We start from the raw sequence: 25,760 nt of genomic DNA, 5'->3' as shown, positions 1-25,760 counted from the left end.
CCTCGGCCCCCGCTGGGCCGTTCGGGTGGGGATGGCGGCGGCTCTATGTCCGCCCCGCCAATCCCTCCAGATCCAGCGCCATGGCGATCCGTACCGCCACGTCCTCCGCGTACGTCGCGTCCGTGCGCTCGAACTGGCTGCGTCCCGACCCCCGCAGAAACGTCACGACGCCCAGCGTGCGCCCCCGGCTGCGCAGCACCGCGCACAGGGCGTGCACCGAGTCCGGCGGCCACTGGCGGGCGGTGGCCCACTCCCGCATCCGCTCGGGCGTGATCTCACCGGAGCTGGCCCGTACGGACCCGGCCCGCTCCACGCACTGGAGCGCGGGATGCCCCTCGGCGTACCGCACGGGCAGTCCGGCCTTCCCGGTGAGCAGGCTCGGCCCGGGCGCCCCGGCGGGCGTGGCCGCGGCGCGTACCAGCCGTACGGGCTCGTCGTCGTACCCCGCCGAACCGCCCGCGACCCGGTCGATCAGCGCGTGGTCGGCGAACCCGGCGAGCGCGAAGTCGAGGTGGACGGTGGCGGCCTCCCCGGGGTCCTCGCACTCGGCGGCCGCCCGTGCCGCCCGGTGCAGCTGGTTGGCCCTGAACCGCAGCAGAGCCGCCTCCTGCTCGATGTGCTTGGCCTCGGTGACGTCCTGGAAGAGCCACCCGACACCGAGCGGAACCGGTTCTTCCGCGAGCGGTGACGCAAGGCGCACGAACCCGCTGCGCCAGCACCGCCGCTTCTCGCCCTCGGCCGACCGCACGCTGACCCACATCTCGGCGGGCGCGGGCGGGGCGCCCTCGGCGAGCACATGCGTGAGCGCGCTCTCCAACTCCTCGACCCCTTGGGACAGCAGCTCTCCCAGCGGCCGTCCGAGCACCGCCGTACGCCCGATCCCCAGGGCCCGGGCCGCGTGCGCGTTGACGACGGCGGGCCGCAGGTCCGCGTCCACCAGGACCACACCCCAGCTGGCGTCCTCGAACAACGCCTCGCTCAGGGCGATGGACCGCTCCAGATCGATCTGCGCGTGCACCTCGCTGAAGGCGCAGTACACCCCGGCGGGCTTCCCGTCGGCTCCGCGCACGGCGGCGGACTGGGTCCGTACGAGCACGCGCCCGCCGTCCTTGGTCAGCAGCGCGAACTCGTGCACCTGGCGCCCGGGGGCCTCCATCGCGGACAGCAGCCGCGCCTCGACCTCCTCGGCGTCCGCGGTCCGCACGGCCCACCCGGCGAACCCGCGCCGCCCCACGGCCTCGGCCGCGGTCCAGCCGAGAATCCGCTCGGCCTCGCGGTTCCAATGGGTGACGACCCCATCGGCGTCGAACGCGCACAGTGCCGCGTCCATCCCGTCCAGCAGCGCGGCAAGCAGATCCGAACCAGCCGGCTCGGGCTGGTCCGGCCCCAGCTCGTCGGTGGTCCCACTACGCCGGGAAGCACTCACCTGGACCCCCTGCAGGCTGCGTCCGCACGTACGGCGAGACAGTTCGCTCACTCGCCTTCATTCAACTCGAACGTGACCCAGCCCACATCGTGTTCCCCAAAGATGGGAAGAAATCGTTGTACGCAGGGATTCGGCCCCGCCAGCCCCAGGAATCGCAGGGGTCGAAAAAAAGTGGTTGAGCTGACGCCGATCGGTTCCTAAGGTGTGGTCTACACGAGAAGGGAGGTGGTTCGGCACATGTACAAGAACCGGACGCGTGAGGTGGCTGCGGGCTAGCGGCCCGTCACCACATGAGTGCGGTGCCGGACCAGTACGTGAGATGAGCGTGCAGCCGGCCCCAATCCCAAGCAGTCACCCGACCCGCGAGCTCGCCGGTACGTCCGGCCGGCTCCTCCGCCGAGAGGCGGAGGGACCCGAGCTCGCGGGTCGTCTGCGTTTCGCAGGGCATGTGACGCAGGGCACATGCGTTTCGGGGGGTCCGCAGTACCCTTGGACCATGTTTCCGATGCTCGTTCGACGCCGACACGTGGACTTCGTGCGCGTCACGAGCATGGGCTGTCGGGCTTCTTCCTGACCTCGGCCCCTCTCCTCCCCCTTGGCACCCGTGGCCCCCGCCCCATCCCCGGCGGCCGCCCGGGCACCCGTACACCCTGCGGACGCACCTCATGACGACGAACACGTCTTCTGCCCAGCACCAGCAGCACCGGCTGTACCAGCAGCTTCCGATCATCGATCTCTCCGCGGCCGACCGCGGCCCCCAGGCCCGCGCCCTGCTGCACGCGCAGTTGCACAGCGCCGCCCACGACGTGGGCTTCTTCCAGCTCGTCGGGCACGGCGTGACCGAGGGCGAGACCGCCGCCCTGCTCGACGCCATGCACCGGTTCTTCGCCCTGCCCGAGGCCGAGCGGCTCGCCCTCGACAACGTCAACTCTCCACACTTCCGCGGGTACACGCGCACCGGCGACGAGCGCACCGGCGGCAGCCGGGACTGGCGGGACCAGCTCGACATAGGGGCCGAGCGGCCCGCGCGCACCCCCGGTCCGGGCAAGCCCGCCTACTGGTGGCTACAAGGGCCCAACCAGTGGCCGGCCGCACTGCCGGAGCTGCGGACCGCCGCGCTGGCGTGGATCGACCGGCTCAGCTCGGTCGCGGCGCGGCTGCTGCGCGAGCTGCTCACCGCGATCGGGGCCCCCGCCGACTTCTACGAGCCGGTCTTCGGGGAGCGGGCCCATCCGCATCTGAAGCTCGTGCGGTACCCGGGCAGCGCGGGCGACGGCGCCGACCAGGGCGTGGGCGCGCACAAGGACTACGGATTCCTGACGCTGCTGCTCCAGGACCAGGTCGGCGGCCTTCAGGTGCAGCGCGAGGACGGCCTCTTCCACGAGGTGCCGCCGCTGCCGGGGGCGTTCGTGGTCAACCTGGGCGAGCTGCTGGAAGTGGCCACCAACGGGTACCTCGTCGCCACCAACCACCGGGTCGTCAGCCCGCCCGGGGCCACCGAGCGGTTCTCCGTGCCCTTCTTCTACAACCCGCGACTGGACGCCCTCGTGGAGCCGCTGCCCTTCCCGCACGCCTCCGCCGCGCCCGGCGTCACCGACGACCCGGCGAACCCGCTGTTCGCGGAGTACGGCTTCAACGAGCTGAAGGGCAAGCTCCGGGCCCACCCACTGGTCGCGGCCCGTCATCACGCGGAGCTGCTCACCCCCGCGTGACGACCGGCCGCTCCTTGGCCCGACGGAGGCTCAGTGGGCGATGTCCTCGTAGCCCTTGATCTCCTGGGGGCTGCGCGGGCCGGGGCCCACATAGTGCGCGGACGGCCGTACGAGCCGTTCCGTGCGCTTCTGCTCGAGGATGTGCGCCGACCAGCCGGCCGTACGGGCGCAGGTGAACATCGACGTGAACATGTGCGCCGGGACCTCGGCGAAGTCGAGCATGATCGCGGCCCAGAACTCGACGTTCGTCGCCAGGACGCGGTCCGGACGGCGTGCGTGGAGCTCCTCCAGAGCCGCCTTCTCCAGCGCCTCGGCGATCTCGAAGCGGGGGGCGCCGAGCTCGCGGGCGGTGCGGCGCAGGACACGGGCGCGCGGGTCCTCGGCGCGGTAGACGCGGTGGCCGAAGCCCATCAGGCGTTCGCCCTTGTCCAGGGCCTTCTTGACGTAGGCCTCCGCGTCTCCCGTGCGCTCGATCTCCTCGATCATGCCGAGGACGCGGGAGGGCGCGCCGCCGTGCAGCGGCCCGGACATGGCCCCGACGGCGCCGGAGAGGGCGGCGGCGACATCCGCGCCCGTCGAGGCGATGACGCGGGCGGTGAAGGTGGACGCGTTCATGCCGTGCTCGGCGGCGGACGTCCAGTAGGCGTCCACGGCCGCGACGTGCTTGGGGTCGGGCTCGCCGCGCCAGCGGATCATGAAGCGCTCGACGACGGAGTGCGCTTTGTCGATCTCGCTCTGCGGAACCATGGGTCGGCCCTGGCCGCGGGCGGACTGGGCGACGTACGAGAGGGCCATGACGGCGGCGCGGGCGAGGTCCTCGCGGGCCTGGGCCTCATCGATGTCGAGGAGGGGTTTGAGGCCCCAGACGGGGGCGAGCATGGCGAGCGCGGACTGCACGTCGACGCGGATGTCGCCGGAGTGGACGGGGATGGGGAACGGCTCGGCGGGCGGCAGACCGGGGTTGAAGGCGCCGTCGACGAGGAGGCCCCAGACGTTCCCGAAGGAGACGTGGCCGACCAGATCCTCGATGTCGACGCCCCGGTACCGGAGTGCGCCGCCCTCCTTGTCCGGTTCGGCGATCTCCGTCTCGAACGCGACGACTCCTTCGAGTCCGGGTACGAAGTCGGACATCAGGCGGCTCCTCGTGATGTGTGCGACAGCGGATTTTGGGGGGTTTTATGCCTTTTCGTGCGCTTTTCGTGCGGTCGGCAAGCATGGCCGACGATGGGTGACGGGTCGACGTCCGGTTCCACGGTCGCTCGTGGACTCGCGGTCCGGTACGTCATCCCGGTGATGCCCCGTACGACCGGCGGTCACCCCAACGGGACGGCAGCAGCACGATATCCCCGGGTGTCACCTTTGGGGAGGGTGTGCGGCACTCAGTGCCACTCAGTGATGAAGCCCACCCCGCCGGGTGGGGGCCCGAATACGGCAAGATGACCGCGTGACCGACCGCTTCCCGGATGAATCCGCAGCCGAGCCCCTCGTCCAGCGCGCGGCACGGGCCGCCGCCGAAGAAGCGGCCGAGGGCGCCGGCGAAGAACTCGCCGCCGACCCCGCCGCGATGCGCGCCCACTACCGCGCCGAGGGGCTCGTCGAGGCCGATCTCGCCGCGCATCCCATGGACCAGTTCGCGCGCTGGTTCAAGCAGGCCGCACAGGCCTGCGTACAGGGCATGGTGTACGAGCCGAACGCGATGATCGTCTCCACGGCGGACGCGGAGGGGCGGCCCAGTTCACGCACGGTGCTGCTCAAGCAGTACGACGAGCAGGGCTTCGTCTTCTACACCAACTACGACTCCCGCAAGGCACGCGAGCTGTCCGAGAACCCGTACGTCTCGCTGCTCTTCCCCTGGCACCCGATGGCCCGCCAGGTCATCGTCACCGGAACGGCACGGCGCACCGGCCGCGACGAGACCGCCGCGTACTTCCGCACCCGCCCGCACGGCTCCCAGCTCGGCGCCTGGGCCAGCGCCCAGTCCTCGGTCATCCCCTCCCGGGACGAGCTCGACGTCGCCTACGAGGAGTTGAGCGCCCGCTACCCGGAGGGCGAGCAGGTCCCCGTGCCCCCGCACTGGGGCGGCTTCCGCATCGCTCCCCGGACCGTCGAGTTCTGGCAGGGCCGCGAGAACCGCCTCCACGACCGTCTGCGGTACGTGGCGGAGCCGGACGGCGGCTGGCGGGTGGAGCGCCTCAGCCCGTGACGCGGGCGGGAGCGGGAGCGCGGGCGGCGCTCAGCCCAACGCCTCGTCCAGCAGGAGACCCCACTGCGCCACTACTCGCTCCCGGCGCCCCCCGTCGTTGGTGAGGAGGTTGGCGAGGCCGAGGCCGCGGGACATGTCCAGGAGGCCCTGGACCGTTTCGCGTACGCCCGGGCGGGATTCGTCGGCGGCGAGAAGCTCCACGGCGATCCGGTGGGTCTCGCGGCCCACGCGGGCCTCCAGCTCGGTGACCCTCGGACGGAGTTGTTCCTCGTCGGAGGCGGCGACCCAGAGGTGGAGGGCGGCGCGGAAGAGGGGGCCGGTGTAGAGGTCGACCAGGGCCGCGACCACCTCGCGGCGGTCGGCGGCACCGTCCGGGAACAGGGCGCGCAGTGCGGTGGAGCGTTCCTCGGCGACGTACTCGACCGCCGCGGTGAACAGGTCCTCGCGGGTACGGAAGTGGTGCTGGGCGGCCCCCCGGGACACTCCCGCCCGTTCGGCGACGACGGAGACCGTGGAACCCGCCCAGCCGTGCTCGGCGAGACAGGCCACGGCGGCCGCGAGCAGCCGCTGCCTGGTGGCCCGGCTGCGGTCCTGCTTGGGAACGTGCGGAAGCCGGGAACCGCGAGGGGCTTGTTCGGCAGGCTCCGTCGCGTCCGTGGTCGCCTCTGTGGTCACGTCCGTGGGCTCCGCGTGCCCCGCGGCTTCCGTCGTGCTCACACCACCCATGCGGGATCCCGTCGTTCGAGGAAGGCCGTCATCCCCTCGCGGGCCTGCGCGGAGGAGAACAGTTCGGCCGAGAGCGCGGTCAGGGCGGCCGCGTCCCGGTCGAAGGCCTCCAGCACCCTAGCCGTGAGCAGCCGTTTCGTCTCGGCCAGGCCCTGGGGGGAGGCGCGGCGCAGGCCGTCCAGTACGGGTTCCAGGGTGACGTCGACGTCGTCGCCGGTCGCCGTCAGGAGTCCCGTCCGTACCGCCTCCGCCGCGTCGAAGCGTTCGCCCGTCAGGTAGTAGCGGGCGAGGGCGCGGGGGTCCGTACGAGGCAGGAGGGGAAGGGAGATCACGGCGGGCGCGACGCCGATGCGTACCTCCGTGAAGGCGAACGTGGCCTCCTTGGAGGCGATCGCCAGATCGCAGGCCCCGAGGAGCCCCAGTCCGCCCGCCCGCACATGGCCCGTCACGCGGGCCACCACCGGCTTGTGCAGCTCGACGATCTGCCGCAGCAGGGCGACGAGCGCGTCCGGGTGCGGCGGGTCGCGCAGGTCGGCGCCCGCGCAGAACGTGTTCCCCGTGTGGGCGAGGACGACCGCGCGGACGTCGCGGTCCTTGCCGCACCGGGTGAGCCCGTCCGCGAGCTCGCCCACGAGGGCTGCGGAGAGGGCGTTGCGGTTGGCGGGCGCGTCGAGGGTGAGGGTGGTGATGGCGCGGTCGTGCGCCACGCGGACAACCGGTTCAACGGTCATGACAGGCCCCGCAGTTCCCGGCGCAGGATCTTTCCGGAGGCCGCCCGTGGGACGGCGTCGATGAAGGTGACGCCGCGGACCCTCTTGTACGGGGCGACACGCTCGGCGACGTACATCATCACCTCTCCTTCGGAGAGGTCGGGGACGTCGGAGAGGTCCGCGGCCGGACCGGCCGGGCCGGCCGCGGACGGCTGGCGCACCACGAAGGCGTGCGGGACTTCGTTGTTGTCCTCGTTGTAGACCCCTATGACGGCCGCGTCCGCGATACCGGGGTGGGTGAGGAGGAGGGCCTCCAGTTCGGCGGGCGCGACCTGGAAGCCCTTGTACTTGATGAGCTCCTTGACGCGGTCGACGACGAACAGCCAGCCCTCGGCGTCCACGTGGCCGACGTCTCCGGTGTGCAGCCAGCCGTCCGGGTCGATCATCGCGGCGGTGGCGTCGGGCTGCCCCAGATAGCCCTTCATGACCTGGGGCCCGCGGATGACGATCTCGCCCGCCTCACCGACGCCCAGATCCTTGTCGGGGTCGTCGAGGGAGACGATGCGCATCTCGGTGCCCGCGACGAGCCTGCCGACCGTTCCTGGGGGCGCGTCCTGGGCGGCGTCCAGGGGGACCAGGTGCGTGCAGGGAGACAGTTCCGTCATCCCGTAGCCCTGGCCGATGGGCGGCAGCCCGAGCCGCTCGGCACAGGCCAGCGCGAGCTTGGCGTCCAGGGGCGCGGCGGAGGAGATGATGTATTTCAGGGACGACAGGTCGTACCGCGCGACGGCCGGGTGCTTGGCCAGGGCCAGCACGATCGGCGGCGCCACGAACAGGCCGCTGATGCGGTGCTTCTCGATGGCCGCGAGGAAGGTGTCGAGGTCGAAGCGGGGCAGTACGACGACGGTGGCGCCCTGCCTCAGGGGCGCGTTCATGAGGGCCGTCAGCCCGTAGATGTGGAAGAAGGGCAGCACCGCGAGGATGCGCTCGCCCTCGCCCATCGGCAAGAAGGGCACCAGTTGCGCCAGGTTGGTGGCGATGGACCGGTGGGTGAGCATCACCCCCTTGGGTATGCCGGTCGTCCCGGAGGAGTACGGCAGGGCCGCGACGTCCGTCACCGGGTCGATGTCGATCTCCGGTTCGGGCGCGGCCGAGCCGAGCAGGTCGATCAGCGAGCGATGCCCCGGCGCGCTGTCGCAGACGAAGATCTCCCGCACTCCGCCGGCGAGCTCGGCGGCCTGCCGCGCCGCCTCCAGGAGGGGCGACACGGTGACGATCCAGTTCGCGGCGCTGTCCCGCAGCTGCTTGGCGAACTCCTCGGGCGTGGCGAGCGGGTGCACGGTCGTGACCGACGCCCCCGCGCGCGTGGCGGCGTAGAACGCCGTCGGGAAGGCGACGGTGTTCGGGCTGTGCAGGGCGAGGACGTCACCCTTGCGGACGCCCGCGTCGGCGAACGCGGCGGCCAGCCGGCGGTGGAACCGGTCCAGTTGCCCGTAGGTGAGCGTGGTGCCGTCGACTCCGTCGATCAGCGCGGGCGCGTCGCCGCGCTCGGCGGCGCGGCCCAATACCGCCTCGTGGATGGGTTCCTCTACGGCCGGGACTTCGGCGTACTCGCTGCGGAACACGGTTCCTCCTGGAGCGGCTCGGGGAGCGGCGGGCTAGTACGACTTGGGCAGGCCCAGGGTCTGGTGGGAGACGTAGTTGAGAATCATCTCCCGGCTCACCGGAGCAATACGAGCCACGCGCGAGGCCGTTATCAACGAGGCGAGACCGAATTCTCGGGTGAGGCCGTTGCCGCCGAGCGTGTGCACCGACTGGTCGACCGCCTTCACGCAGGCCTCGCCCGCCGCGTACTTGGCCATGTTGGCGGCCTCACCGGCGGCGACGTCGTCCCCGGAGTCGTACAGGTACGCCGCCTTCTGCATCATCAGGCGGGCGAGTTCGAGATCGATGTGGGCCTGTGCGAGGGGGTGGGCGACGGCCTGGTGGGCGCCGATGGGCGCCTTCCAGACGGTGCGCTCACGGGCGTACTCGACGGCCCTGGAGAGCGCGTAGCGGCCCATGCCGATCGCGAACGCGGCCGTCATCACCCGCTCGGGGTTGAGCCCCGCGAAGAGCTGCAGCAGGCCCGCGTCCTCGTCGCCGACGAGCGCGTCGGCGGGCAGCCGCACGTCGTCGAGGGTCAGCTCGAACTGCTTCTCCGCGCTGTGGAGTTCCATGTCGATCCGGCGCCGCCCGAAGCCGTCGGCGTCGCGCGGGACGATGAACAGGCAGGGTTTGAGGCGGCCCGTCCGCGCGTCCTCCGTGCGCCCTACGATGAGGGTGGCGTCCGCGATGTCGACGCCGGAGATGAACACCTTGCGGCCGCTGAGGAGCCAGTCGGCGCCGTCCCGGCGGGCGGTGGTGGTGATGCGGTGCGAGTTGGAACCCGCGTCGGGTTCGGTGATGCCGAAGGCCATGGTGCGGGTGCCGTCCGCCAGGGCCGGGAGCCACTCCTGTTTCTGGGCGTCCGTGCCGAAGCGGGCGATCACCGTGCCGCAGATCGCCGGCGACACGACCATCATCAGGAGGGGGCAGCCCGCGGCCCCGAGTTCTTCCAGGACGATGGAGAGTTCGGCTATGCCGCCGCCCCCGCCACCGTATGCCTCCGGCAGGTTGACGCCGAGGTAGCCGAGCTTGGCCGCCTCCGACCAGAGGGTGTTGATGTCGTAGTCGCGCCCGTGACGTTTACCTAGGGCGGCCACGGCGGATCGGAGGGCCTTGTGTTCTTCGGTTTCTGTGGCGGGGCTCATGGGGGCTCCTGGGGCCGTCATCACGCTGCGGGTTGTTTGTGGCTGGTCGCGCCCACGCGGCGGAGCCGCATGATGTGACAGTGCCGCGCCCCTAATGGGGCGCTGTACTCACCGGTGTTGTCTCCACCACTGCCAACAAGGTCCCGACCTCCACCTGTTGGCCGGGGGTGGCGTGGAGGGCCGTGAGCGTGCCTGTCGTCGGTGCGGAGATCTTGTGTTCCATCTTCATCGCCTCCAGCCACAGGAGGGGCTCTCCGGCCCGTACGGCGGCTCCCGTGGCCAGGCCCTCGGCGACGCGGACGACGGTTCCGGGCATGGGGGCCAGGAGGGAGCCGGGGGCCTGCTGGGCGGTGGGGTCGGGGAAGCGGGGCAGGGCGGTGAGGACGGTGGCGTTCACGAACACCCGGTCGTCGTACCGCGTCACCTCGAACTTCCTTCGTACACCGTCCACTTCGAGTACGACGAGACGCGCGTCGGCGTGCACCACGCGCACCCCGTCGGCCGTCAGGCCCTCGCGGGTGTGGTGGTAGCGGACTTCGTGCTCGGTGCCGGCCAGGTCGTAGCGCTTGGTCTGGGACTGCGAGGGGAGGTTGCGCCAGCCGCCGAACCCGGAGCGGGACCGGCTCCGCGCGTCCGCCAGGGCCGCCGCCAGTGGCGTGTACGGGTCCGGGGTCGGCGTCGTGAGGGCGGCGAGGTGACGGTCGTAGAACCCGGTGTCCATGCGGGCCTCGGCGAACTCCGGGTGCCTCAAGGAGCGTACGAGCAGATCCCTGTTGGTCGTCGGGCCGTGGATGTCGGCCCGCTCCAGGGCGCCCGACAGCTTGCGCAGGGCCTGCGCGCGTGTGGACGCGTACGCGATCGCCTTCGCCAGCATCGGGTCGTAGTGGACGCCGATCGGGTCGCCGTCGGCGTAACCGGTGTCCAGGCGGACGCCCTCCGGGACGGCGAGGCGGTGCAGGGTGCCGGTCTGCGGGGCCCAGGCCCGCGCCGGGTCCTCGGCGTACAGGCGGGCCTCGATCGCGTGCCCACGCGCGCGTGGCGGGTCGTTCGCGAGGGCCGCGCCCTCCGCCACCTGGATCTGCAGCGCGACGAGGTCGACGCCGAAGACCGCCTCTGTCACCGGGTGTTCGACCTGGAGGCGGGTGTTCATCTCCAGGAAGTGGGCCTTGCCGTCGGCGACCAGGAACTCGACCGTCCCCGCGCCCACGTAGTCGACGGCCCGTGCGGCCCGCACGGACAGGTCGTGGAGGGTTTCCGTGAGGTCTCCGAGACCGGGCGCCGGGGCCTCCTCGATGACCTTCTGGTGGCGGCGCTGGAGGGAGCAGTCGCGGGTGCCGAGCGCCCAGACCGTGCCGTGCGCGTCGGCGAGGATCTGCACTTCCACATGCCGACCGCCCTCTACGTAGGGCTCGACGAAGACCTCGCCGTCGCCGAAGGCGCTGAGGGCCTCGGCGCGGGCGGCGGTCAGCTCGGCGTCGAGGGCCTCGAGCTCGCGTACGACGCGCATGCCGCGTCCGCCGCCGCCCGCGGCCGCCTTGACGAGCACCGGGAGATCGGCGGCGGTGACCGTCTCCAGTGGTTCGAGGCCCATCAGCTTCTTGGCGCGCGTCTTGGAGGCCATCGCCTCGATGGCCTCGGGCGGCGGACCGATCCAGACGAGGCCCGCGTCGAGGACGGCCCGTGCGAAGTCGGCGTTCTCGGAGAGGAAGCCGTACCCGGGGTGTACGGCGTCCGCGCCGGCGCTCAGGGCCGCCTTCACGATCAGGTCGCCGCGCAGGTACGTGTCCGAGGGCGCCGCCCCCGGCAGCCGTACCGCCTCGTCGGCCACACGCGCGTGGAGGGCGTTCTCGTCGGCGTCCGAGTACACGGCGACGGTCCGGATCCCCAACTCACCACAGGTGCGGAAGACCCGGCAGGCGATCTCGCCCCGATTGGCCACGAGGACAGAAGTAATCACTGGGACCTCACATCCGGAAGACGCCGAAGCCACCGCGCGCGCCCTCATAGGGGGCCGTGTGGATCGCGGACAGGCACAGGCCGAGGACGGTGCGGGTGTCGCGGGGGTCGATGACCCCGTCGTCGTACAGCCGCCCGGACAGGAACATCGGAAGGGACTCCGACTCGATCTGCTGCTCCACCATGGCGCGCAGGGCCGCGTCGGCGTCCTCGTCGTAGGGCTGCCCCTTCGCCGCGGCCGACTGCCGGGCGACGATCGAGAGGACGCCCGCGAGCTGCTGGGGGCCCATGACGGCGGACTTGGCGCTGGGCCAGGCGAACAGGAAGCGCGGGTCGTAGGCGCGCCCGCACATGCCGTAGTGGCCGGCCCCGTAGGAGGCGCCCATGAGGACGGACAGGTGGGGGACCTTCGAATTGGAGACGGCGTTGATCATCATCGCGCCGTGCTTGATGATGCCGCCCTGCTCGTACTCCTTGCCGACCATGTAGCCGGTGGTGTTGTGCAGGAAGAGGAGGGGGATGTCGCGCTGGTTGGCGAGCTGGATGAACTGGGCGGCCTTCTGGGACTCCGCGCTGAAGAGCACTCCCTGGGCGTTGGCCAGGATGCCGACGGGATAGCCGTGAAGGGTTGCCCAGCCGGTCGTGAGGCTCGTCCCGTAGAGGGGCTTGAACTCGTCGAAGTCGGAGCCGTCGACGACACGGGCGATGACCTCGCGCGGGTCGAAGGGGTGCCTCAGGTCGCCGGGGACGATCCCCAGGAGCTCGTCCTGGTCGTACTTGGGGGGCGCGGCCGGGCCGGGATCGCCGAACGCCTTGCGGTGGTTGAGCCGGGCGACGACGCGCCTGGCCTGCCGGAGGGCGTCCCGCTCGTCGACGGCGAAGTAGTCCGCGAGGCCCGACACACGCGCGTGCATCTCGGCGCCGCCCAGGGCCTCGTCGTCGCTCTCCTCGCCGGTCGCCATCTTCACCAGCGGCGGCCCGCCCAGGAAGACCTTCGCCCGCTCCTTGACCATGATCACGTGGTCGGACATGCCTGGGATGTACGCGCCTCCGGCGGTGGAGTTCCCGAAGACGACGGCGACGGTCGGAATGCCTGCCGCCGACAACCTGGTGAGGTCGCGGAAGATCGCGCCCCCGGGGATGAAGATCTCCTTCTGGGACGGCAGATCGGCACCGCCCGACTCGACCAGGCTGATGCAGGGCAGCCGGTTGGCGAGGGCGATGTCGTTGGCCCGCAGGGCCTTCTTCAGGCTCCAGGGGTTGCTGGCGCCGCCCCGCACCGTCGGGTCGTTCGCGGTGATCAGGCACTCCACACCCTCGACGACCCCGATCCCGGTCACCAGCGACGCGCCGACCGCGTACTCGCTCCCCCAGGCCGCGAGCGGCGACAGCTCCAGGAACGGTGTGTCGGGGTCCAGCAGCAGCTCGATGCGTTCACGGGCGAGCAGCTTGCCGCGCTTTTGGTGCCGGGCCACGTACTTCTCGCCGCCGCCCGCGAGCGCCTTGGCGTGCTCGGTGTCCAGCTCGGCGAGCTTGGCGAGCATGGCCTCGCGGTGGGCGGTGTAGTCGGGGGCGGTGGTGTCCAGGGCGGACGCCAGGACCGTCACAGCAGGGCCTCCGGGATGTCGAGGTGGCGGGAGCGGAGCCATTCGCCCAGGGCCTTGGCCTGGGGGTCGAAGCGGTGCTGGGAGGCGACGCCTTCGCCGAGGATTCCTTCGACGACGAAGTTGAGGGCGCGGAGGTTCGGCAGAGTGTGACGGACAACTTTCAGATGACGACTTTCAGATATCAGATTTTGAAATCTGTCAGCTGTCAGCTGATGAACCAACCAGCGCCAGGCGTCATCCGATCGCGCCCACACCCCGACATTCGCGTTCCCGCCCTTGTCCCCACTGCGCGCACCCGCGACCAGTCCAAGAGGAGCGCGTCTCGTCGACCCCGTGCGGAGCGGTTCGGGCAGGACGGGCTCGGGCACGGGTTCGAGTACGAGGGTGTCGAGGACCGGAGCCACCGGCACCCGGCGCCCGTCATGGAGGACCGCCACGTGCTCCACGGCGTCCTGGGGGACGTACACGTCCTCGAAGACCCCGTACGGGGAGCCCTTTCCCGGGGGCGCGATCACATGGAAGCCGGGGTAGCTGGCCAGGGCCACTTCGATGGCGGCGCCGCTGAGGGTGCGGCCCACCGCGTCCTGGTCAAAGTCGCGTACGACGAGGCGCAGGAGGGCGCTCGCGGTCTCCTCGGTGGGGGCGTCGGGGTGGTCGGTGCGGGCGAGGTCCCAGCGGACCTCCGCGGGGCGCGACTTGGCCGAGTCGAGGGCCGCTTCCATCTGGTCGCGGACGAGGGCGGCCTTCGCCTCGATGTCGAGGCCGGTGAGGACGAAGACGACTTCGTTGCGGTAGCCGCCGAGGCGGTTGAGGCCGACTTTGAGGGTGGGGGGCGGGGCCTCGCCGCGTACACCGGAGATGCGGACGCGGTCGGGGGCCTCCTGGGTGAGGTGGACCGAGTCGAGGCGGGCGGTGACGTCGGGGCCCGCGTACCGGGCACCGGAGGTCTCGTACAGGAGTTGCGCGGTGACCGTGCCGATGTCCACGAGGCCGCCGGTGCCGTCGTGCTTGGTGATGACGCTGGTGCCGTCCTCGTGGAGTTCGGCGAGGGGGAAGCCGGGGTGGCGCAGGCGCCCCGGGTCGTGGTCGGTGAGCTCTTTGAAGAACGCATAGTTGCCGCCGGTCGCCTGGGTGCCGCATTCCAAAACGTGACCGGCGACGACGGCGCCGGCGAGGCGGTCGTACGCGTCCGGCGCCCAGCCGAAGTGGGCGACGGCGGGCCCGGTGACCAGCGCCGCGTCCGTGACCCGCCCGGTCACCACGATGTCCGCGCCCGCGCGCAGACAGGCGGCGATCCCGGCGCCGCCGAGATAGGCGTGCGCGGCGAGGCTCCTGGGGTGGCCGGCGGTCAGGTCGTCGCCCTCCACGTGGGCGACGCGCACCGGTATGCCGAGGCGGCCAGCCAACTGTCTTACGGCGTCGGCGAGTCCGGCGGAGTTGAGGCCGCCCGCGTTCGCCACGATCCGTACGCCCCGCTCGTGCGCGAGGCCGAGGCACTCCTCCAACTGGCCCAGGAAGGTGCGGGCGTAGCCGCCGGAGGGGTTCTTGAGGCGGTCGCGGCCGAGGATGAGCATGGTCAGCTCGGCGAGGTAGTCGCCGGTGAGAACGTCCAGGGGACCGCCGGTGAGCATCTCGCGCATCGCGTCGAAGCGGTCGCCGTAGAAGCCGGAGGCGTTGCCTATGCGGAGGGGCGCGACGGTCACTTGGCCTCTCCCTTGGACTCGCGCCCCTGTCCCGGTGGCCCCGCGAAGGCCTGCGCGATGTCCAGCCAGCGGTCCGCGTCGGGACCCTCCGCCCGTACCGCGAGGTCGTCGCGGTGGGCCCGTTGGGTGACCAGAAGACAGAAGTCCAGGGCGGGGCCGGTGACGCGCTGGGGGGCCTCTTCGGGCCCGTACGTCCACAACTCGCCCTTGGGACCGGTCAGCTCGACGCGGAACTCGGAGGCGGGTGGCGTGAGCCCCCGTACATGGAAGGCGAAGTCCCGGGCCCGTACGCCGATGCGGGCCACATGGCGGAGGCGGTCGGTGGGAGTACGCGCCACGCCCAGCGCGTCCGCGACGTCCTGGCCGTGGGCCCAGGTCTCCATCAGGCGGCCGGTGGCCATGGAGGCGACCGACATGGGTGGGCCGTACCAGGGGAAACGGGTGCCCGCGGGGGCCGCGCGAAGGGCCTCCTCCAGCGCCGTTCGCCCCGCCCGCCAGTCGCCGAGCAGCGTGGCGGGCGGCAGCCCGGCCCCCTCCTCCGCGCCCTCGTCCACGAATCCGCCGGGCGAGGCGATGGCCTTCTCGACCTCCTTGGCGAAGGCCTCGGCGTCCGTCACGGCGAGCAGGGCGGAACGGTCCGTCCAGGCCAGGTGGGCGATCTGGTGAGCGATGGTCCAGCCGGCGGCGGGGGTGGCGCGCGCCCACTGTTCCGCCGTCAAGTCGCCGACCAGCAGGTCGAGTTCTTCGCTCTCCTGGTGCAGATCGTCGATCACTGACGACGGGTCGGACACGATGGAGCTCCCCTCGGGGCACGACGGTGTGCGGGGCCTTTCGCGATGCGTTCTGGAGCATGGCAGCGAGGGAAGAAACAAGCAAGCATGCTTGCATTAATTGATGTGCCGCACCGGCTCCAGGGAGACGTTCCGCGCGGGCTACAGGGAGCGGAAGATGCCGTCGGGCGCCGCCTCCGCCGCCTCGGCGAAATCGGCGAAGTCGAGATTGGCGATCATCAGGTTGGCGTGAATCTCGTGGATCCCGGCCGGGACGGTGCGGAACTCGCCGCCTTCGGCCTCGAACTCCTCGTCGCTCTCACACTCTTCCCTGGTCAGGGTGGACATCGCCAGCAGAGCTCCATGGCCGGCGTGCAGGGCGACGCCGTCCGCGAGGAAGACGACGGCCAGCTCTTCGTCGGCGGAGACCGCGGCGAGTACGTCGGCCGTGGTGAGCCCCGCCCAGGAGGGGCCGTCGACCACATGGACGTGTGGTTCGAAGTCCTCCGGCCCCCAGGGCAGGGACAGCGCGATTTTCAGCGCCGCCCATGCCCCGTCGTCGCGGAAGTCGGTTCTGATGACCACCGCCGCGAACTCATCGCGGTCCGCCGCCCATTGCCCGGCGCGATCCCTCATGACGCAGCCCCGCTCCCCCGCTCGGATCACCGCCTACGCACGCGGCACACACACTAGATGTTTGATTCCGATCCGCGTCTGCGCGTCCCGCGCCATGGGGGCCGGCCGCGGGGTCAGCGGACGGTGGCCCGGGCGGCTTGCTCGATCACACGGGTGACGGCGCCCGGGTGGGAGACCGAGACCGCGTGGGACGCCTTGATCTCGACGGTGTGGGAGTGGGCACGCTGGGCCATGAAGCGCTGCGCGGCCGGCGGGATGTTGTAGTCCTGGGTGGTGATGAGGTTCCAGGAGGGGATGGTCTTCCAGGCGGCCGTGGTGGCCTTCTCCTCCAGGGCCGAGGCGGCCACCGGGCGCTGGGTGGCGGCCATCAGGTCGGTGACCGACTTGGGCACGTCGGCGGCGAACTGGTGGTGGAACTTGTCGGCCTTGATGTACAGGTCGGCGCCGGTGCCGCCGCCGGGGAGCGGGAAGGGCACGGAGTTGAGGGTGGGACCGAGAGTGCTGCCGGGGAACTTGTTGGACAGTTCCAGCGCGCTCTCCCCCTTGGCGGGGGTGAAGGCGGCGACGTAGACCAGCGCCTTGACCTGCGGGTCGCCGACGGCGGCCGCGCTGATCACGGCGCCGCCGTAGGAGTGGCCGACGAGAACGACCGGCCCGTTCACACTCTTGAGCACGCTGTGGACGTACTCGGCGTCACTGGCCAGCCCGCGCAGCGGGTTGGCGGGAGCGATGACCGGATAGCCCTCACGCTGCAGGCGCTTGACCACCCCGTTCCAGCTGGAGGAGTCCGCGAAGGCGCCATGCACCAGGACGACGGTGGGCTTGTTCCCGGTCGGGCGGTGCTCGGCCTTGGCGGCGCTGGCCGGGGTGGTGGTCGTCAGGGTGAGGGCCGCCACTCCGGCGACGGCGCCCAGCAGGGCGGCGTGCTTGCGGGTGGGGCGGAAGGCGGCCTTGAGGTTCATAGTGGCTCTCCTGTGCGTGCGGGTATGTGTGGGTTGATGCCGGCCTGATGGCCGCCCCGGCGATCCCTCCCGGGGCGACAGGAGAAACCTAGCGTCCGATTCCCTCGTGCACAAGTTAAGTGTGTGCGAGACAATCGTTTGCATGGAAGATGCGACAATGACGCCAGGGCGACCACCCGACGACTGGCGACCACCCGACGGCCGAGGAAGGGAAGGACCGTGAGCGACGACGACAGCCGCACACCCGTACCGGGCGACCCCGGCGAGCCCTCACTGATCCTGGACGACCAGCTCTGCTTCACCCTGTACGCGGCCTCACGCGCCGTCACCGGCGTCTACCGGCCGCTGCTCGACGCGGTGGGCCTGACCTATCCCCAGTACCTGGTCATGCTCGCGCTCTGGCAACACGGCGTCACGCCCGTCAAGGACCTGGTGACCGCCCTGCAGCTGGACTACGGGACCCTGACACCGCTGATCAAGCGCCTGGAGACCAACGGCCTGCTCAAACGGCGGCGGCGCCCCGACGACGAGCGGGTGGTGGAGGTCGTGCTCACCCCGGACGGGGCCGCACTGCGCGAACGCATCCTCACCGTCCCGCCGGTGATCGGAGACGCCATGGGGCTGACCCCCGAGGAGATCCAGACCGTACAGAGCCTGCTCCGCCGGCTGAGCGCCAACGTGCTCCGCCACACCACCGGCACCGCGCCGACGCCGCCTTCCTCCTGAAGGATCCCTCCCAAGGGCCCGATCGGCCGCGCACCCCGCGTGTTCGAGTCGGCGGAGTGGACCAGTTCGAGGTGGGTGCCGAGGTCCTTGTCGAGGAAGGCGACGCTGCGGTCGTCGCCGCCGGCGTTGTAGACGAAGAGGCCGACCTCCAGGTTGGAGGTGGCGTGCGTCAGTTCCGACAGGGCGTCCGGGGCGCTGAGGTCGAGCGCGACCGTGCGGGTCTCGACGTCGTACTTCGCCCGGATCTCGGCTGCGGCCGGTGGCCCGGTCGCCGTCGACGACGATGTGCGGCACGGTCAGGACGTGGCCGCAGCCGTTGTGGATCACGCTCTGGTGACCGACGCCGTGAACCATCCCGAGGACGCCTTCCCGGCCCTCCATCCGCAGGTGCGGGACCGCGTCGAAGACACCGTCCTCGGTCCAGAGGTCCGCCGCGGCCTCGCCGGATCCACTGTCGACGGCGGGACACGAGCATCAACGAACGGGCTCTCGCGGCAGCGCGCGAACTGCTCGTCCAGCGCGGCTTCGACGCGACGACGATCCAGGCGGTCGCCGAACACTCGGGCGTGCACGCCTCCGCGATCTACCGCCGCTGGCCGTCCCGGATCGAGCTGATCGAGGAGGCCACGTTCCCCGAGCTCAGCCCGCTGAGCGTGCGGCCGACGGGGGATCTCCGCCACGATCTGGGCCGGTTCGTCCGCGCCTACTTGGCGGCCTTCAGCACTCCCGCAGCCCGCGCGGCCGCCGCCGGCCTGCTCGCGTACCACCAGACGTCGGACCGGACCGCCGGAGGTGTACGTGCGCATGTCGGCGCGACCGCAGTTCCTGGACATCCTGCGCGCCGCGCCACCCGGGACCACCGTCGACCCCGGCGTGGACCCGGACGACGTGTTCGACATGCTGCTGGGCGCCGTTCTGACCCGCATGCTGCTGTTCAGCGCCACGGCGCGAGCCCGCCCCGTCGAGCGGACGGTCGAGATGGTCCTCCGGCTGCTACGCCCGCTCGGCTGAACCGGCGTTCTTCGCCCTGCCCCGCCCCACCTGTGTCCGTACCGCCCCCATGCTCGCCGCGATGACCAGGGCGATCGCGAGGGCCTCGGTGGCGGAGAGGGCCTGGTCCAGGACGAGGAAGCCGGCGGTCGCGGCGACGGCCGGCTCCAGGCTCATCAGGATGGCGAAGGTGGCGGCGGGCAGGCGGCGCAGCGCGAGCAGTTCGAGGGTGTACGGCAGCACGGAGGACAGCACGGCGACCGTGCCGCCCAGGGCCACGGTCGTCGGGTTCAGCAGCCGGGTCCCGGCCTCGGCGATCCCCAGCGGCAGGAAGGCCACCGCCGCGACCACCATGGCGAGCGCGAGCCCGTCGGCCTGCGGGAAGCGTCGGCCCGTACGGGCGCTGAAGACGATGTACGCCGCCCACATCGCGCCCGCGGACACGGCGAAGGCGACGCCGACCGGGTCGAGGGAGCTGAAGCCTCCGCCGCCGAGCAGGAAGACGCCGCCGAGGGCCAGGCCCGCCCAGAGGAGGTTCAGGGCGCGGCGGGAGGAGAGGACCGAGAGGACGAGTGGACCGAGGACCTCGAGGGTGACGGCGGGGCCCAGTGGGATGCGGGCGACCGACTGGTAGAAGAGGCCGTTCATCGCGGCCATGGTGAGACCGAAGACGACGACCGTGCCCCAGTCCGCCCGCGAGTGCCCGCGCACCTTGGGCCGGCAGACGGCCATCAGCACGATCGCCGCCACCAGGAGCCGCAGGGTGACGACACCGAGCGCGCCCGTGCGCGGCATGAGGGTGACCGCCAGCGCGCCGCCGAACTGCACCGAGACGCCTCCGGCGAGGACCAGTCCCACGGGGCCGAGGGCACCCCAGCGGCTCGGGACGCCCTCGCCCGGGCCGGGCGAGGGCGCCATCGCCGGGGCGACCGAGGACGGAGACGCCGGGGAGGACGGGGCGGCGCTGGGCGTGTTCACGGGGCCTTCCAGGGGCTCGACTCGGAAGTCGTGCATCAAGGTGCACTTCTCAGTCCACAGTAATGGACCACGTCAGGCACGTGAACCCTTTATGCGCCTGTCCGGGGCGCCTAGTCGCGGAAGAGGGGCCGCCCGTCGGGGAGGTAGCCCTCGAGAGGGTCCCGCAGAGGGTCGGGGTCAGGGAGGGGATCAGGGAGACGGTCGGGAAGCGCACCGGGGTACCAGGCTCCCTCGGCCCCGTACTGCCCGCCGGTCCCGTACTGCCCGGCAGTCCCGTACTGCCCGGCAGTCCCGTACTGCCCGGCGGCCTCGTACTGCCCGGCGGCCCCGTAGTACGCGTACTGCGGAGCCGCTTCCGCCACGAAGCCTCCCGAGTAATCCATCGGCACTCCCACAGGCACCCCGGTCGGCACACCCGCCGGTACGTCCATCGACACCCCCGTCGGCACTCCCATCGGCACTCCCACCTGTACCGCACCGCCCATGGGAACCTCCGCCTCCGCGAACAGCGGCATCCGCAGTTCTCCGGTGTCCATCTGGGCGTTGTTCTGCGATCCGTGCAGGCGGGCGTACGCGCCGCCGCGGGCGAGGAGCTCGTCGTGGCGGCCGGTCTCGACCACGCGGCCGCGGTCGACGACAAGGATGCGGTCGGCGTCGGGCGCGAGGTTGAGGTCGTGGGTGATCATGATCGTCGTACGGCCCTGCATCAGGCGCCGCAGCGGCTTGATCACGCGGCGCGCGGCCATCGCGTCCAGGCCGGTCGTCGGCTCGTCGAGGACGAGGACCGGGGAGTCGCGCAGGATGGCGCGGGCGATGGCGAGCCGTTGGAGCTGGCCGCCGGAGAGGCGGGCCGAGTTGGGGTCGATCTTGGTGTCGTATCCGTCCGGCAGCTTCATGATGAAGTCGTGCGCGTCGGCGGCGCGCGCGGCCTCGACGAGCGCCTCGTCGCTGGCGCCGGGGCGCCCGCAGCCGATGTTGGCGCGGACGGTGTCGTGCAGGACCAGGGTCTCCTGCGGCAGCAGCGTGACGTACTCGCGCAGCCGGGCCAACGGGAAATCGCCCACCGGGACGCCGTCGAGGAGGACGGAACCGGAGTCCGGGTCGTAGAAGCGCAGGAGGAGCTTGGACACGGTGGATTTGCCCGCGCCGCTCGGACCGGTGACGATCACGAGCTCGCCGGGGCTGACCGTGAAGGACAGGCCGCGCAGCGCGTCGCTCTCCGCGCCGGGGTAGCGGAAGGTGGCGTCGCGGACCTCCACGGCGCCGTCGGGGCGGCCGAGCCGGCTCTCCGCCGAGCTCGTCTGGTCACCGACCGCGGGCCGCACATCGAGGATCTCGATCAGCCGTTCGGCACCGGCGGTGGCGGCGGCGACGGTGAGACCGAGCTGGGCCAGGCCGCGCACGGGCGGGTAGAGGTAGCCGAGGAACGCGGCGAAGGCGAGCAGTTGGCCGAGGGTCATCCGACCGCCGGAGATCTCCCACACGCCGAGGCCGACGACCGCGAGCACGCAGATCGTCTCGATGACCTGGACGAGCTGCTCGTACAGCTCGTTGAGGCGTCCGGAGCGCACGGACGCCTTGAACCAGGCGTTCGCCTCCTGGTTCAGCCGCCGCCGCTCGGCGTCGCGGCGGTCGTACGCCTGGGTGAGCACGATGTTGCCGAGGGACTCCTCGACGACGGAGGTGATCGCGCCGTCGGCGACCCGGCCGTCGCGCGAGACGGACTTGATGGAGCCGGAGAAGCGGCGGGCGGCGAGCCAGAACAGGGGCGCGAGCACGAAGGTCGCCGCGGCCAGGTCCCAGCGCAGCCAGAACGCGGCCGCCGCGTAGAACAGCGCGCTGAACGCCGCCGACGCCGCGCCCACGAGCCCGGACACCACCATCGTCTCGATCGACTCGACGTCGCTGGTCAGCCGGGACAGCAGGTCGCCCTGGCGGTGGCGTTGGAAGAAGTGCGGCGGCAACTGCTGTACGTGGTCGAAGACGTGCTCGCGCAGCCGCATCACAAAGCGCTCGGTGACCCAGGTGGCGAGGGAGTTGCCCGCGTAGGCGACGGCGGCGCCGAGCACGGCGACGGCCAGCCATTCGGCGGCCGGGACCCAGAACGCGGCCAGTGAGCCCTGTTGCAGCGCGTGGTCGGTCAGATCGCCGAAGAGGAGGATGGCGGCCGTCTCGGCGAGGGCGGCGAGCACCGTGCACAGCCAGATGGCCAGCAGCCAGCTCCGCAGCCCCTTCGTCAGCGGCCAGAAGCGCCGGAAGGCGGTACGGGCGGGGATGGTCGGCGTGTCGTAGCCGAGTTCGTCGTCATCCTCGTACTCGTCGTCCGCGTCCATGTCCGTGTCCGTGTGCGCGTGTTGCTCGTACCCCTGATTCTGCCTTTGCCGGGTCATGGCCCTCCTCATTTAAATTGCAGGCCGTGCCGTGGAATTTCCGTTCGCCACCGGAATCGTTTATGGGAAGCCCCACCAAAAGAGAGAGGCCGACGGCGCACCGTCGACCTCTCTACTACCGCCCGATCAGCGTTCGTCGTTGGGGAACGGCTTGGGGAGCGGCTTGTGCGCCCTCTTGCGCGGCTTCGGCGCCGGCGGGGGCGGGAGCTGCTTCGACTTGGGCTTGGGGGGCAGGGGGGCAAGCTTCTTGAAGCTCATGCCAACTCCTTGAGGTTCTGGCGACGCAATAGCGAGCGCAATAGTGCTGCGATGATGCGAGAATTCTCTACGGATACGGGCGGGAATTCCTGGTCGTCACCTCGGTTTTCCCTGCCGCCCGACATCAAGGAATCTACACGCCTCGCACCCCAAGGCACAGCAAAATGCAGCACATGACGACTGTGAATCCCCTTATGAAACCTGAGAGTTGCCTAAAAAACCTGGGTATTGCTTATCCACGCCGTCAGGCCGCACCTTGGTCGCCCCCCAGGCCCACCCCTTGGTCCAGCGCCTCCGCCAGCGCCTCTGCCAGGTGCCGCCCCTTGCGCCCCGCCAGTTGTTCCAGCTGGGTACGGCAGGAGAAACCGTCCGCGAGAAGCAGTGTGTCGGGTGTGGCGGCCCGCACGGCCGGGAGCAGTTGCTCCTCGGCGCAGGTCTTCGACACCTCGTAATGCCCCTTCTCGAAGCCGAAGTTGCCCGCGAGTCCGCAGCAGCCGCCCGCGAGGGAGCCGGTGAGACCCGCCGCCTCGCGCAGCCGGCGGTCGGCGGCGTCGCCGAGGACGGCGTGCTGGTGGCAGTGCGTCTGGCCGGCCACCGGACGGTCGAGGCGCGGGGGTGACCAGTCCGGGGCGAGTCGCTCCAGGGCCTCGGCGAACGTCAGCACCGCCGACGCCAGGCGCGCCGCGCGAGGGTCGTCGTGGAGGAGCTCCGGAAGGTCCGTGCGCAGGGCGGCGGCACAGCTCGGTTCCAGGACGACGACGGCGGGCGGGCGCGGGTGGACGTCCGGGTCCAAAAACACGCCCATCAGGTCGAGCGTGCGGCGCATCACCGCACGGGCGCGGTCGAGTTGACCCGTGGAGACGTACGTCAGTCCGCAGCAGACGTGGCCGCGCGCGCCCACCGACCAGGGGTGGTGAGAGAGCGGCACGCTCTCCCCGGCGCGCGGTGTCCGCTTCTGCATCACCACCGTCGGCGGGAGCATCACGTCCACCCCGGCCGCCTCCAGCACCCGTACGGCCGCCCGCCCCACGGACGGCGAGAGATGCTCCGTGAAGGTGTCCGGCCACAGGAACGCGGCCTCTCCCGGGGAGTCGGCGGCCTCCGTCTCAGGGCCGTACGCCTCCTCCCGGAGCATCCGTCGCACCCGCTCCTTGAAGCGTCGCCCCCACCAGCGGCTGAACGTCTCCGGCGCCAGGCGCGGGATCTCCCGCTCGGGTGCGATTCCGCCGAGTCGTTTGGCGAGCGCCGCCAACGGTCCTACGGAGGAGAGGGAGTTGAGCAGCGCGGCCGATCTCGTACGGTCGACCAGGCGCAGCCACACCGGCAGCCGGCCCATCGTGTAGTGCGCGACGGGGCGCCTCCTGCCTTCGTAGTGATGGTGCAGGAACTCCGCCTTGTACGTGGCCATGTCGACGCCCACCGGGCAGTCGGACCGGCAGCCCTTGCAGGACAGGCACAGGTCCAGTGCGTCCCGGACCTCGGTCGAGCGCCAGCCGTCGGTGACCACCTCGCCCGCGAGCATCTCGTGCAGCAGCCGGGCCCGCCCCCGCGTGGAGTGCTCCTCCTCCCCCGTCGCCCGGAACGACGGGCACATGACACCCGAGTCGGCGGCCGTCGTCGTACGGCACTTGGCAACCCCCACGCATCGGCGCACCGCCGCCGAGAAGTCCCCGCCGTCCGCCGGATATCCGAACGCCACGTCCACCGGCTCGCGCGGCAGCACCGCGAAGCGCAGGTTCTCGTCCAGTCGGTGCGGGCGTACCAGCATCCCGGGGTTGAGCAGGTCGTCCGGGTCCCACAGGTCCTTGGCCCGCTCGAAGAGACCGACCAGCTCCGTGCCGTACATCCTGGGCAGCAGTTCGGCCCGTGCCTGCCCGTCCCCGTGCTCGCCCGAGAGGGAGCCCCCGTGGGACACCACCAGCTCGGCCAGTTCCTCGGAGAAGCGGCGGAAGCGGGCCGTCCCGGCGCTCGTCAGCAGGTCGAAGTCGATGCGGACGTGGATGCAGCCGTCGCCGAAGTGCCCGTACGGGGTGCCGCGCAGGTCGTGGGCGCTCAGCAGGTGCCGGAAGTCGCGCAGATACGCGCCGAGCCGGGCGGGCGGCACCGCGCAGTCCTCCCAGCCCGGCCATGCCTCGCTCCCGTCCGGCATCCGGGTCGCCGTGCCGCTCGCGTCCTCGCGCAGCCGCCACAGGACGCGCTGCCCGGCCGGGTCGGTGACCACGAGGGAGTCGAGGACGTCGGCGGCCCGGACGATCGCGTCCGCACGCGCGCGGGCCTGTGCCGGATCCGCGCCCCCCGTCTCCACGAACAGCCACGCGCCGCCGCGCGGCAGCCCCGCGTCCGGGGGTACGAGGTCCGCGGCCATCCCCTCCACGGTGAGCGGCCCCAGCGGCAGCAGCCCGGCCGCCGCCTGAGCCGCCGCGCTCTCGTCCGCGTACGCCAGCACGGCCAGCGCCCGCGCCCGCGGTGCCTCGACCAGTCGTACGACCGCCTCCGTGAGCACCCCGAGCGTGCCCTCGGAGCCGCAGAAGGAGCGGGCGACGTCGGCGCCCTTCTCGGGGAGCAGCGCGTCGAGCGCGTAACCGGAGATACGGCGGGGCAGCTGTGGGAAGCCCGTGCGCAGGCGGGCCAGCTCGCCCTCGACCAGGGCCCGGAGGCCGTCCGGGGCGCCCTGCCAGTTCCGTCCCAGACGTACGACGGAGCCGTTCCCCTTGACCACCGACAGTTCGCGCACGCTGTCCGCCGTCGTGCCCCAGGCCACCGAGTGCGAGCCGCACGAGTTGTTCCCGATCATGCCGCCGAGGGTGCAGCGGCTGTGGGTGGAGGGGTCGGGGCCGAAGCGCAGTCCGTGCGGGGTCGCGGCCTCCTGGAGGCGGTCGAGGACGACACCGGGCTGGACGACGGCCGTGCGCGCCTCGGGGTCGAGCGCGACGATCCGGTTCATGTGACGGGTGAGGTCGAGGACGACTCCGGTGCCGGTCGCCTGTCCCGCGATCGACGTGCCGCCACCGCGTGGCACGACCGGCACCCCGTGGGCCCGGCACACGGACAGGGCGGCCGCCACGTCGTCGGCGTCGCGCGGGCGGACCACGCCGAGCGGGACCCTGCGGTAGTTGGACGCGTCCATGGTGGTCAGCGCCCGCGCCGTCACGTCGAAGGCGACCTCGCCGCGCATCTCCGCCGCGAGGGCGGCCCGCAGCCCGTCCACGTCGGGC

At 71.6% G+C, this 25,760-nt stretch carries 20 protein-coding genes and 2 pseudogenes; 5 read left to right on the top strand and 17 right to left on the bottom strand.

Going from position 1 to position 25,760, the window contains the following annotated elements; genetic code table 11:
- Window positions 1-43: 43 nt before the first annotated feature.
- A complete protein-coding gene (locus tag OG819_RS16060; RefSeq protein WP_266650000.1) occupies window positions 44-1,426 on the bottom strand; it encodes a PAS domain-containing protein in 1,383 nt (460 codons plus the stop codon).
- Between the two features lie 665 nt (window positions 1,427-2,091).
- Between OG819_RS16060 and OG819_RS16055 the strand changes: the two genes are divergently transcribed.
- A complete protein-coding gene (locus OG819_RS16055) occupies window positions 2,092-3,138 on the top strand; it encodes an isopenicillin N synthase family oxygenase (RefSeq protein WP_266625691.1) in 1,047 nt (348 codons plus the stop codon).
- A gap of 30 nt (window positions 3,139-3,168) precedes the next feature.
- On the opposite strand, the gene OG819_RS16050 is transcribed toward OG819_RS16055, so the two are convergent.
- A complete protein-coding gene (locus tag OG819_RS16050; RefSeq protein WP_266625693.1) occupies window positions 3,169-4,269 on the bottom strand; it encodes a citrate synthase 2 in 1,101 nt (366 codons plus the stop codon).
- A gap of 433 nt (window positions 4,270-4,702) precedes the next feature.
- Here OG819_RS16050 and pdxH point away from each other — a divergent pair, with 433 nt between their 5' ends.
- A complete protein-coding gene (pdxH, locus tag OG819_RS16045) occupies window positions 4,703-5,341 on the top strand; it encodes a pyridoxamine 5'-phosphate oxidase (RefSeq protein ID WP_266434108.1) in 639 nt (212 codons plus the stop codon).
- A 30-nt stretch (window positions 5,342-5,371) separates the two neighbouring features.
- Here pdxH and OG819_RS16040 read toward each other — a convergent pair whose 3' ends face one another.
- The 10 genes from OG819_RS16040 to OG819_RS15995 form a co-directional block, all read right to left on the bottom strand.
- On the bottom strand, window positions 5,372-5,905 hold the full coding sequence (locus tag OG819_RS16040) for a TetR/AcrR family transcriptional regulator (protein ID WP_266434106.1): 534 nt from the start codon (window positions 5,903-5,905) through the stop codon (window positions 5,372-5,374).
- Between the two features lie 149 nt (window positions 5,906-6,054).
- Complete coding sequence (locus tag OG819_RS16035) at window positions 6,055-6,798, bottom strand: enoyl-CoA hydratase family protein (protein WP_266649998.1); 744 nt, start codon at window positions 6,796-6,798, stop codon at window positions 6,055-6,057.
- Complete coding sequence (locus OG819_RS16030) at window positions 6,795-8,402, bottom strand: 4-coumarate--CoA ligase family protein (RefSeq protein ID WP_266649996.1); 1,608 nt, start codon at window positions 8,400-8,402, stop codon at window positions 6,795-6,797. Before OG819_RS16030 ends, OG819_RS16035 begins: the two co-directional genes overlap by 4 nt.
- A 33-nt stretch (window positions 8,403-8,435) precedes the next feature.
- The gene (locus OG819_RS16025; RefSeq protein ID WP_266625696.1) at window positions 8,436-9,569 is read right to left on the bottom strand and encodes an acyl-CoA dehydrogenase family protein; all 1,134 of its coding nucleotides are present in this window, start codon (window positions 9,567-9,569) and stop codon (window positions 8,436-8,438) included.
- A 91-nt stretch (window positions 9,570-9,660) separates the two neighbouring features.
- Window positions 9,661-11,526 carry a biotin carboxylase N-terminal domain-containing protein gene (locus OG819_RS16020; protein WP_266649994.1) on the bottom strand — a complete coding sequence of 622 codons (1,866 nt, stop codon included), beginning with the start codon at window positions 11,524-11,526 and terminating at the stop codon, window positions 9,661-9,663.
- A gap of 7 nt (window positions 11,527-11,533) precedes the next feature.
- The gene (locus tag OG819_RS16015; RefSeq protein WP_266649992.1) at window positions 11,534-13,132 is read right to left on the bottom strand and encodes a carboxyl transferase domain-containing protein; all 1,599 of its coding nucleotides are present in this window, start codon (window positions 13,130-13,132) and stop codon (window positions 11,534-11,536) included.
- Window positions 13,129-14,835, bottom strand: a complete 1,707-nt coding sequence (locus OG819_RS16010) for an acyclic terpene utilization AtuA family protein (RefSeq protein WP_266649990.1) — start codon at window positions 14,833-14,835, stop codon at window positions 13,129-13,131. The genes OG819_RS16015 and OG819_RS16010 overlap by 4 nt, the downstream gene beginning before the upstream one ends.
- Window positions 14,832-15,626, bottom strand: a complete 795-nt coding sequence (locus OG819_RS16005; RefSeq protein WP_266625704.1) for a TIGR03084 family metal-binding protein — start codon at window positions 15,624-15,626, stop codon at window positions 14,832-14,834. The genes OG819_RS16010 and OG819_RS16005 overlap by 4 nt, the downstream gene beginning before the upstream one ends.
- Window positions 15,627-15,767: 141 nt before the next feature.
- Window positions 15,768-16,241: a hypothetical protein gene (locus tag OG819_RS16000; protein WP_266649988.1), complete on the bottom strand. Its 474-nt coding sequence runs from the start codon at window positions 16,239-16,241 to the stop codon at window positions 15,768-15,770.
- Window positions 16,242-16,354: 113 nt separating this feature from the next.
- The gene (locus tag OG819_RS15995; RefSeq protein WP_266649986.1) at window positions 16,355-17,203 is read right to left on the bottom strand and encodes an alpha/beta fold hydrolase; all 849 of its coding nucleotides are present in this window, start codon (window positions 17,201-17,203) and stop codon (window positions 16,355-16,357) included.
- 219 nt (window positions 17,204-17,422) lie between these two features.
- Between OG819_RS15995 and OG819_RS15990 the strand changes: the two genes are divergently transcribed.
- The gene (locus tag OG819_RS15990; RefSeq protein WP_266625711.1) at window positions 17,423-17,929 is read left to right on the top strand and encodes a MarR family winged helix-turn-helix transcriptional regulator; all 507 of its coding nucleotides are present in this window, start codon (window positions 17,423-17,425) and stop codon (window positions 17,927-17,929) included.
- A gap of 273 nt (window positions 17,930-18,202) precedes the next feature.
- On the opposite strand, the pseudogene OG819_RS15985 reads toward OG819_RS15990, so the two are convergent.
- Window positions 18,203-18,337: pseudogene (locus OG819_RS15985) on the bottom strand (nuclear transport factor 2 family protein); the annotation flags it as partial.
- Between the two features lie 38 nt (window positions 18,338-18,375).
- On the opposite strand from OG819_RS15985, the pseudogene OG819_RS59090 reads away from it, so the two are divergent.
- Window positions 18,376-18,495, top strand: a pseudogene (locus OG819_RS59090) (TetR family transcriptional regulator); the annotation flags it as partial.
- Between the two features lie 238 nt (window positions 18,496-18,733).
- Complete coding sequence (locus OG819_RS15980) at window positions 18,734-18,940, top strand: hypothetical protein (RefSeq protein ID WP_266649984.1); 207 nt, start codon at window positions 18,734-18,736, stop codon at window positions 18,938-18,940.
- On the opposite strand, the gene OG819_RS15975 is transcribed toward OG819_RS15980, so the two are convergent.
- From OG819_RS15975 to OG819_RS15960, 4 genes are all read right to left on the bottom strand, one after another.
- A complete protein-coding gene (locus tag OG819_RS15975; RefSeq protein WP_266649982.1) occupies window positions 18,923-19,897 on the bottom strand; it encodes an EamA family transporter in 975 nt (324 codons plus the stop codon). The two genes, OG819_RS15980 and OG819_RS15975, sit on opposite strands and share 18 nt — an antisense overlap.
- 110 nt (window positions 19,898-20,007) lie before the next feature.
- Window positions 20,008-22,230, bottom strand: coding sequence for an ABC transporter ATP-binding protein (locus tag OG819_RS15970; protein ID WP_266652705.1), 2,223 nt, complete (start codon window positions 22,228-22,230; stop codon window positions 20,008-20,010).
- A 183-nt stretch (window positions 22,231-22,413) separates the two neighbouring features.
- Complete coding sequence (locus tag OG819_RS15965; RefSeq protein ID WP_266433458.1) at window positions 22,414-22,545, bottom strand: hypothetical protein; 132 nt, start codon at window positions 22,543-22,545, stop codon at window positions 22,414-22,416.
- A 244-nt stretch (window positions 22,546-22,789) separates the two neighbouring features.
- On the bottom strand, window positions 22,790-25,720 hold the full coding sequence (locus OG819_RS15960; protein WP_266652703.1) for an FAD-binding and (Fe-S)-binding domain-containing protein: 2,931 nt from the start codon (window positions 25,718-25,720) through the stop codon (window positions 22,790-22,792).
- Window positions 25,721-25,760: the final 40 nt, after the last annotated feature.

Origin of the sequence: Streptomyces sp. NBC_01549 (assembly GCF_026339955.1) — a bacterium.
Classification (GTDB): domain Bacteria; phylum Actinomycetota; class Actinomycetes; order Streptomycetales; family Streptomycetaceae; genus Streptomyces.
The sequence above is the reverse complement of the archived record's forward strand: the minus strand, read 5'-3'. Positions and strand labels throughout refer to the sequence as shown.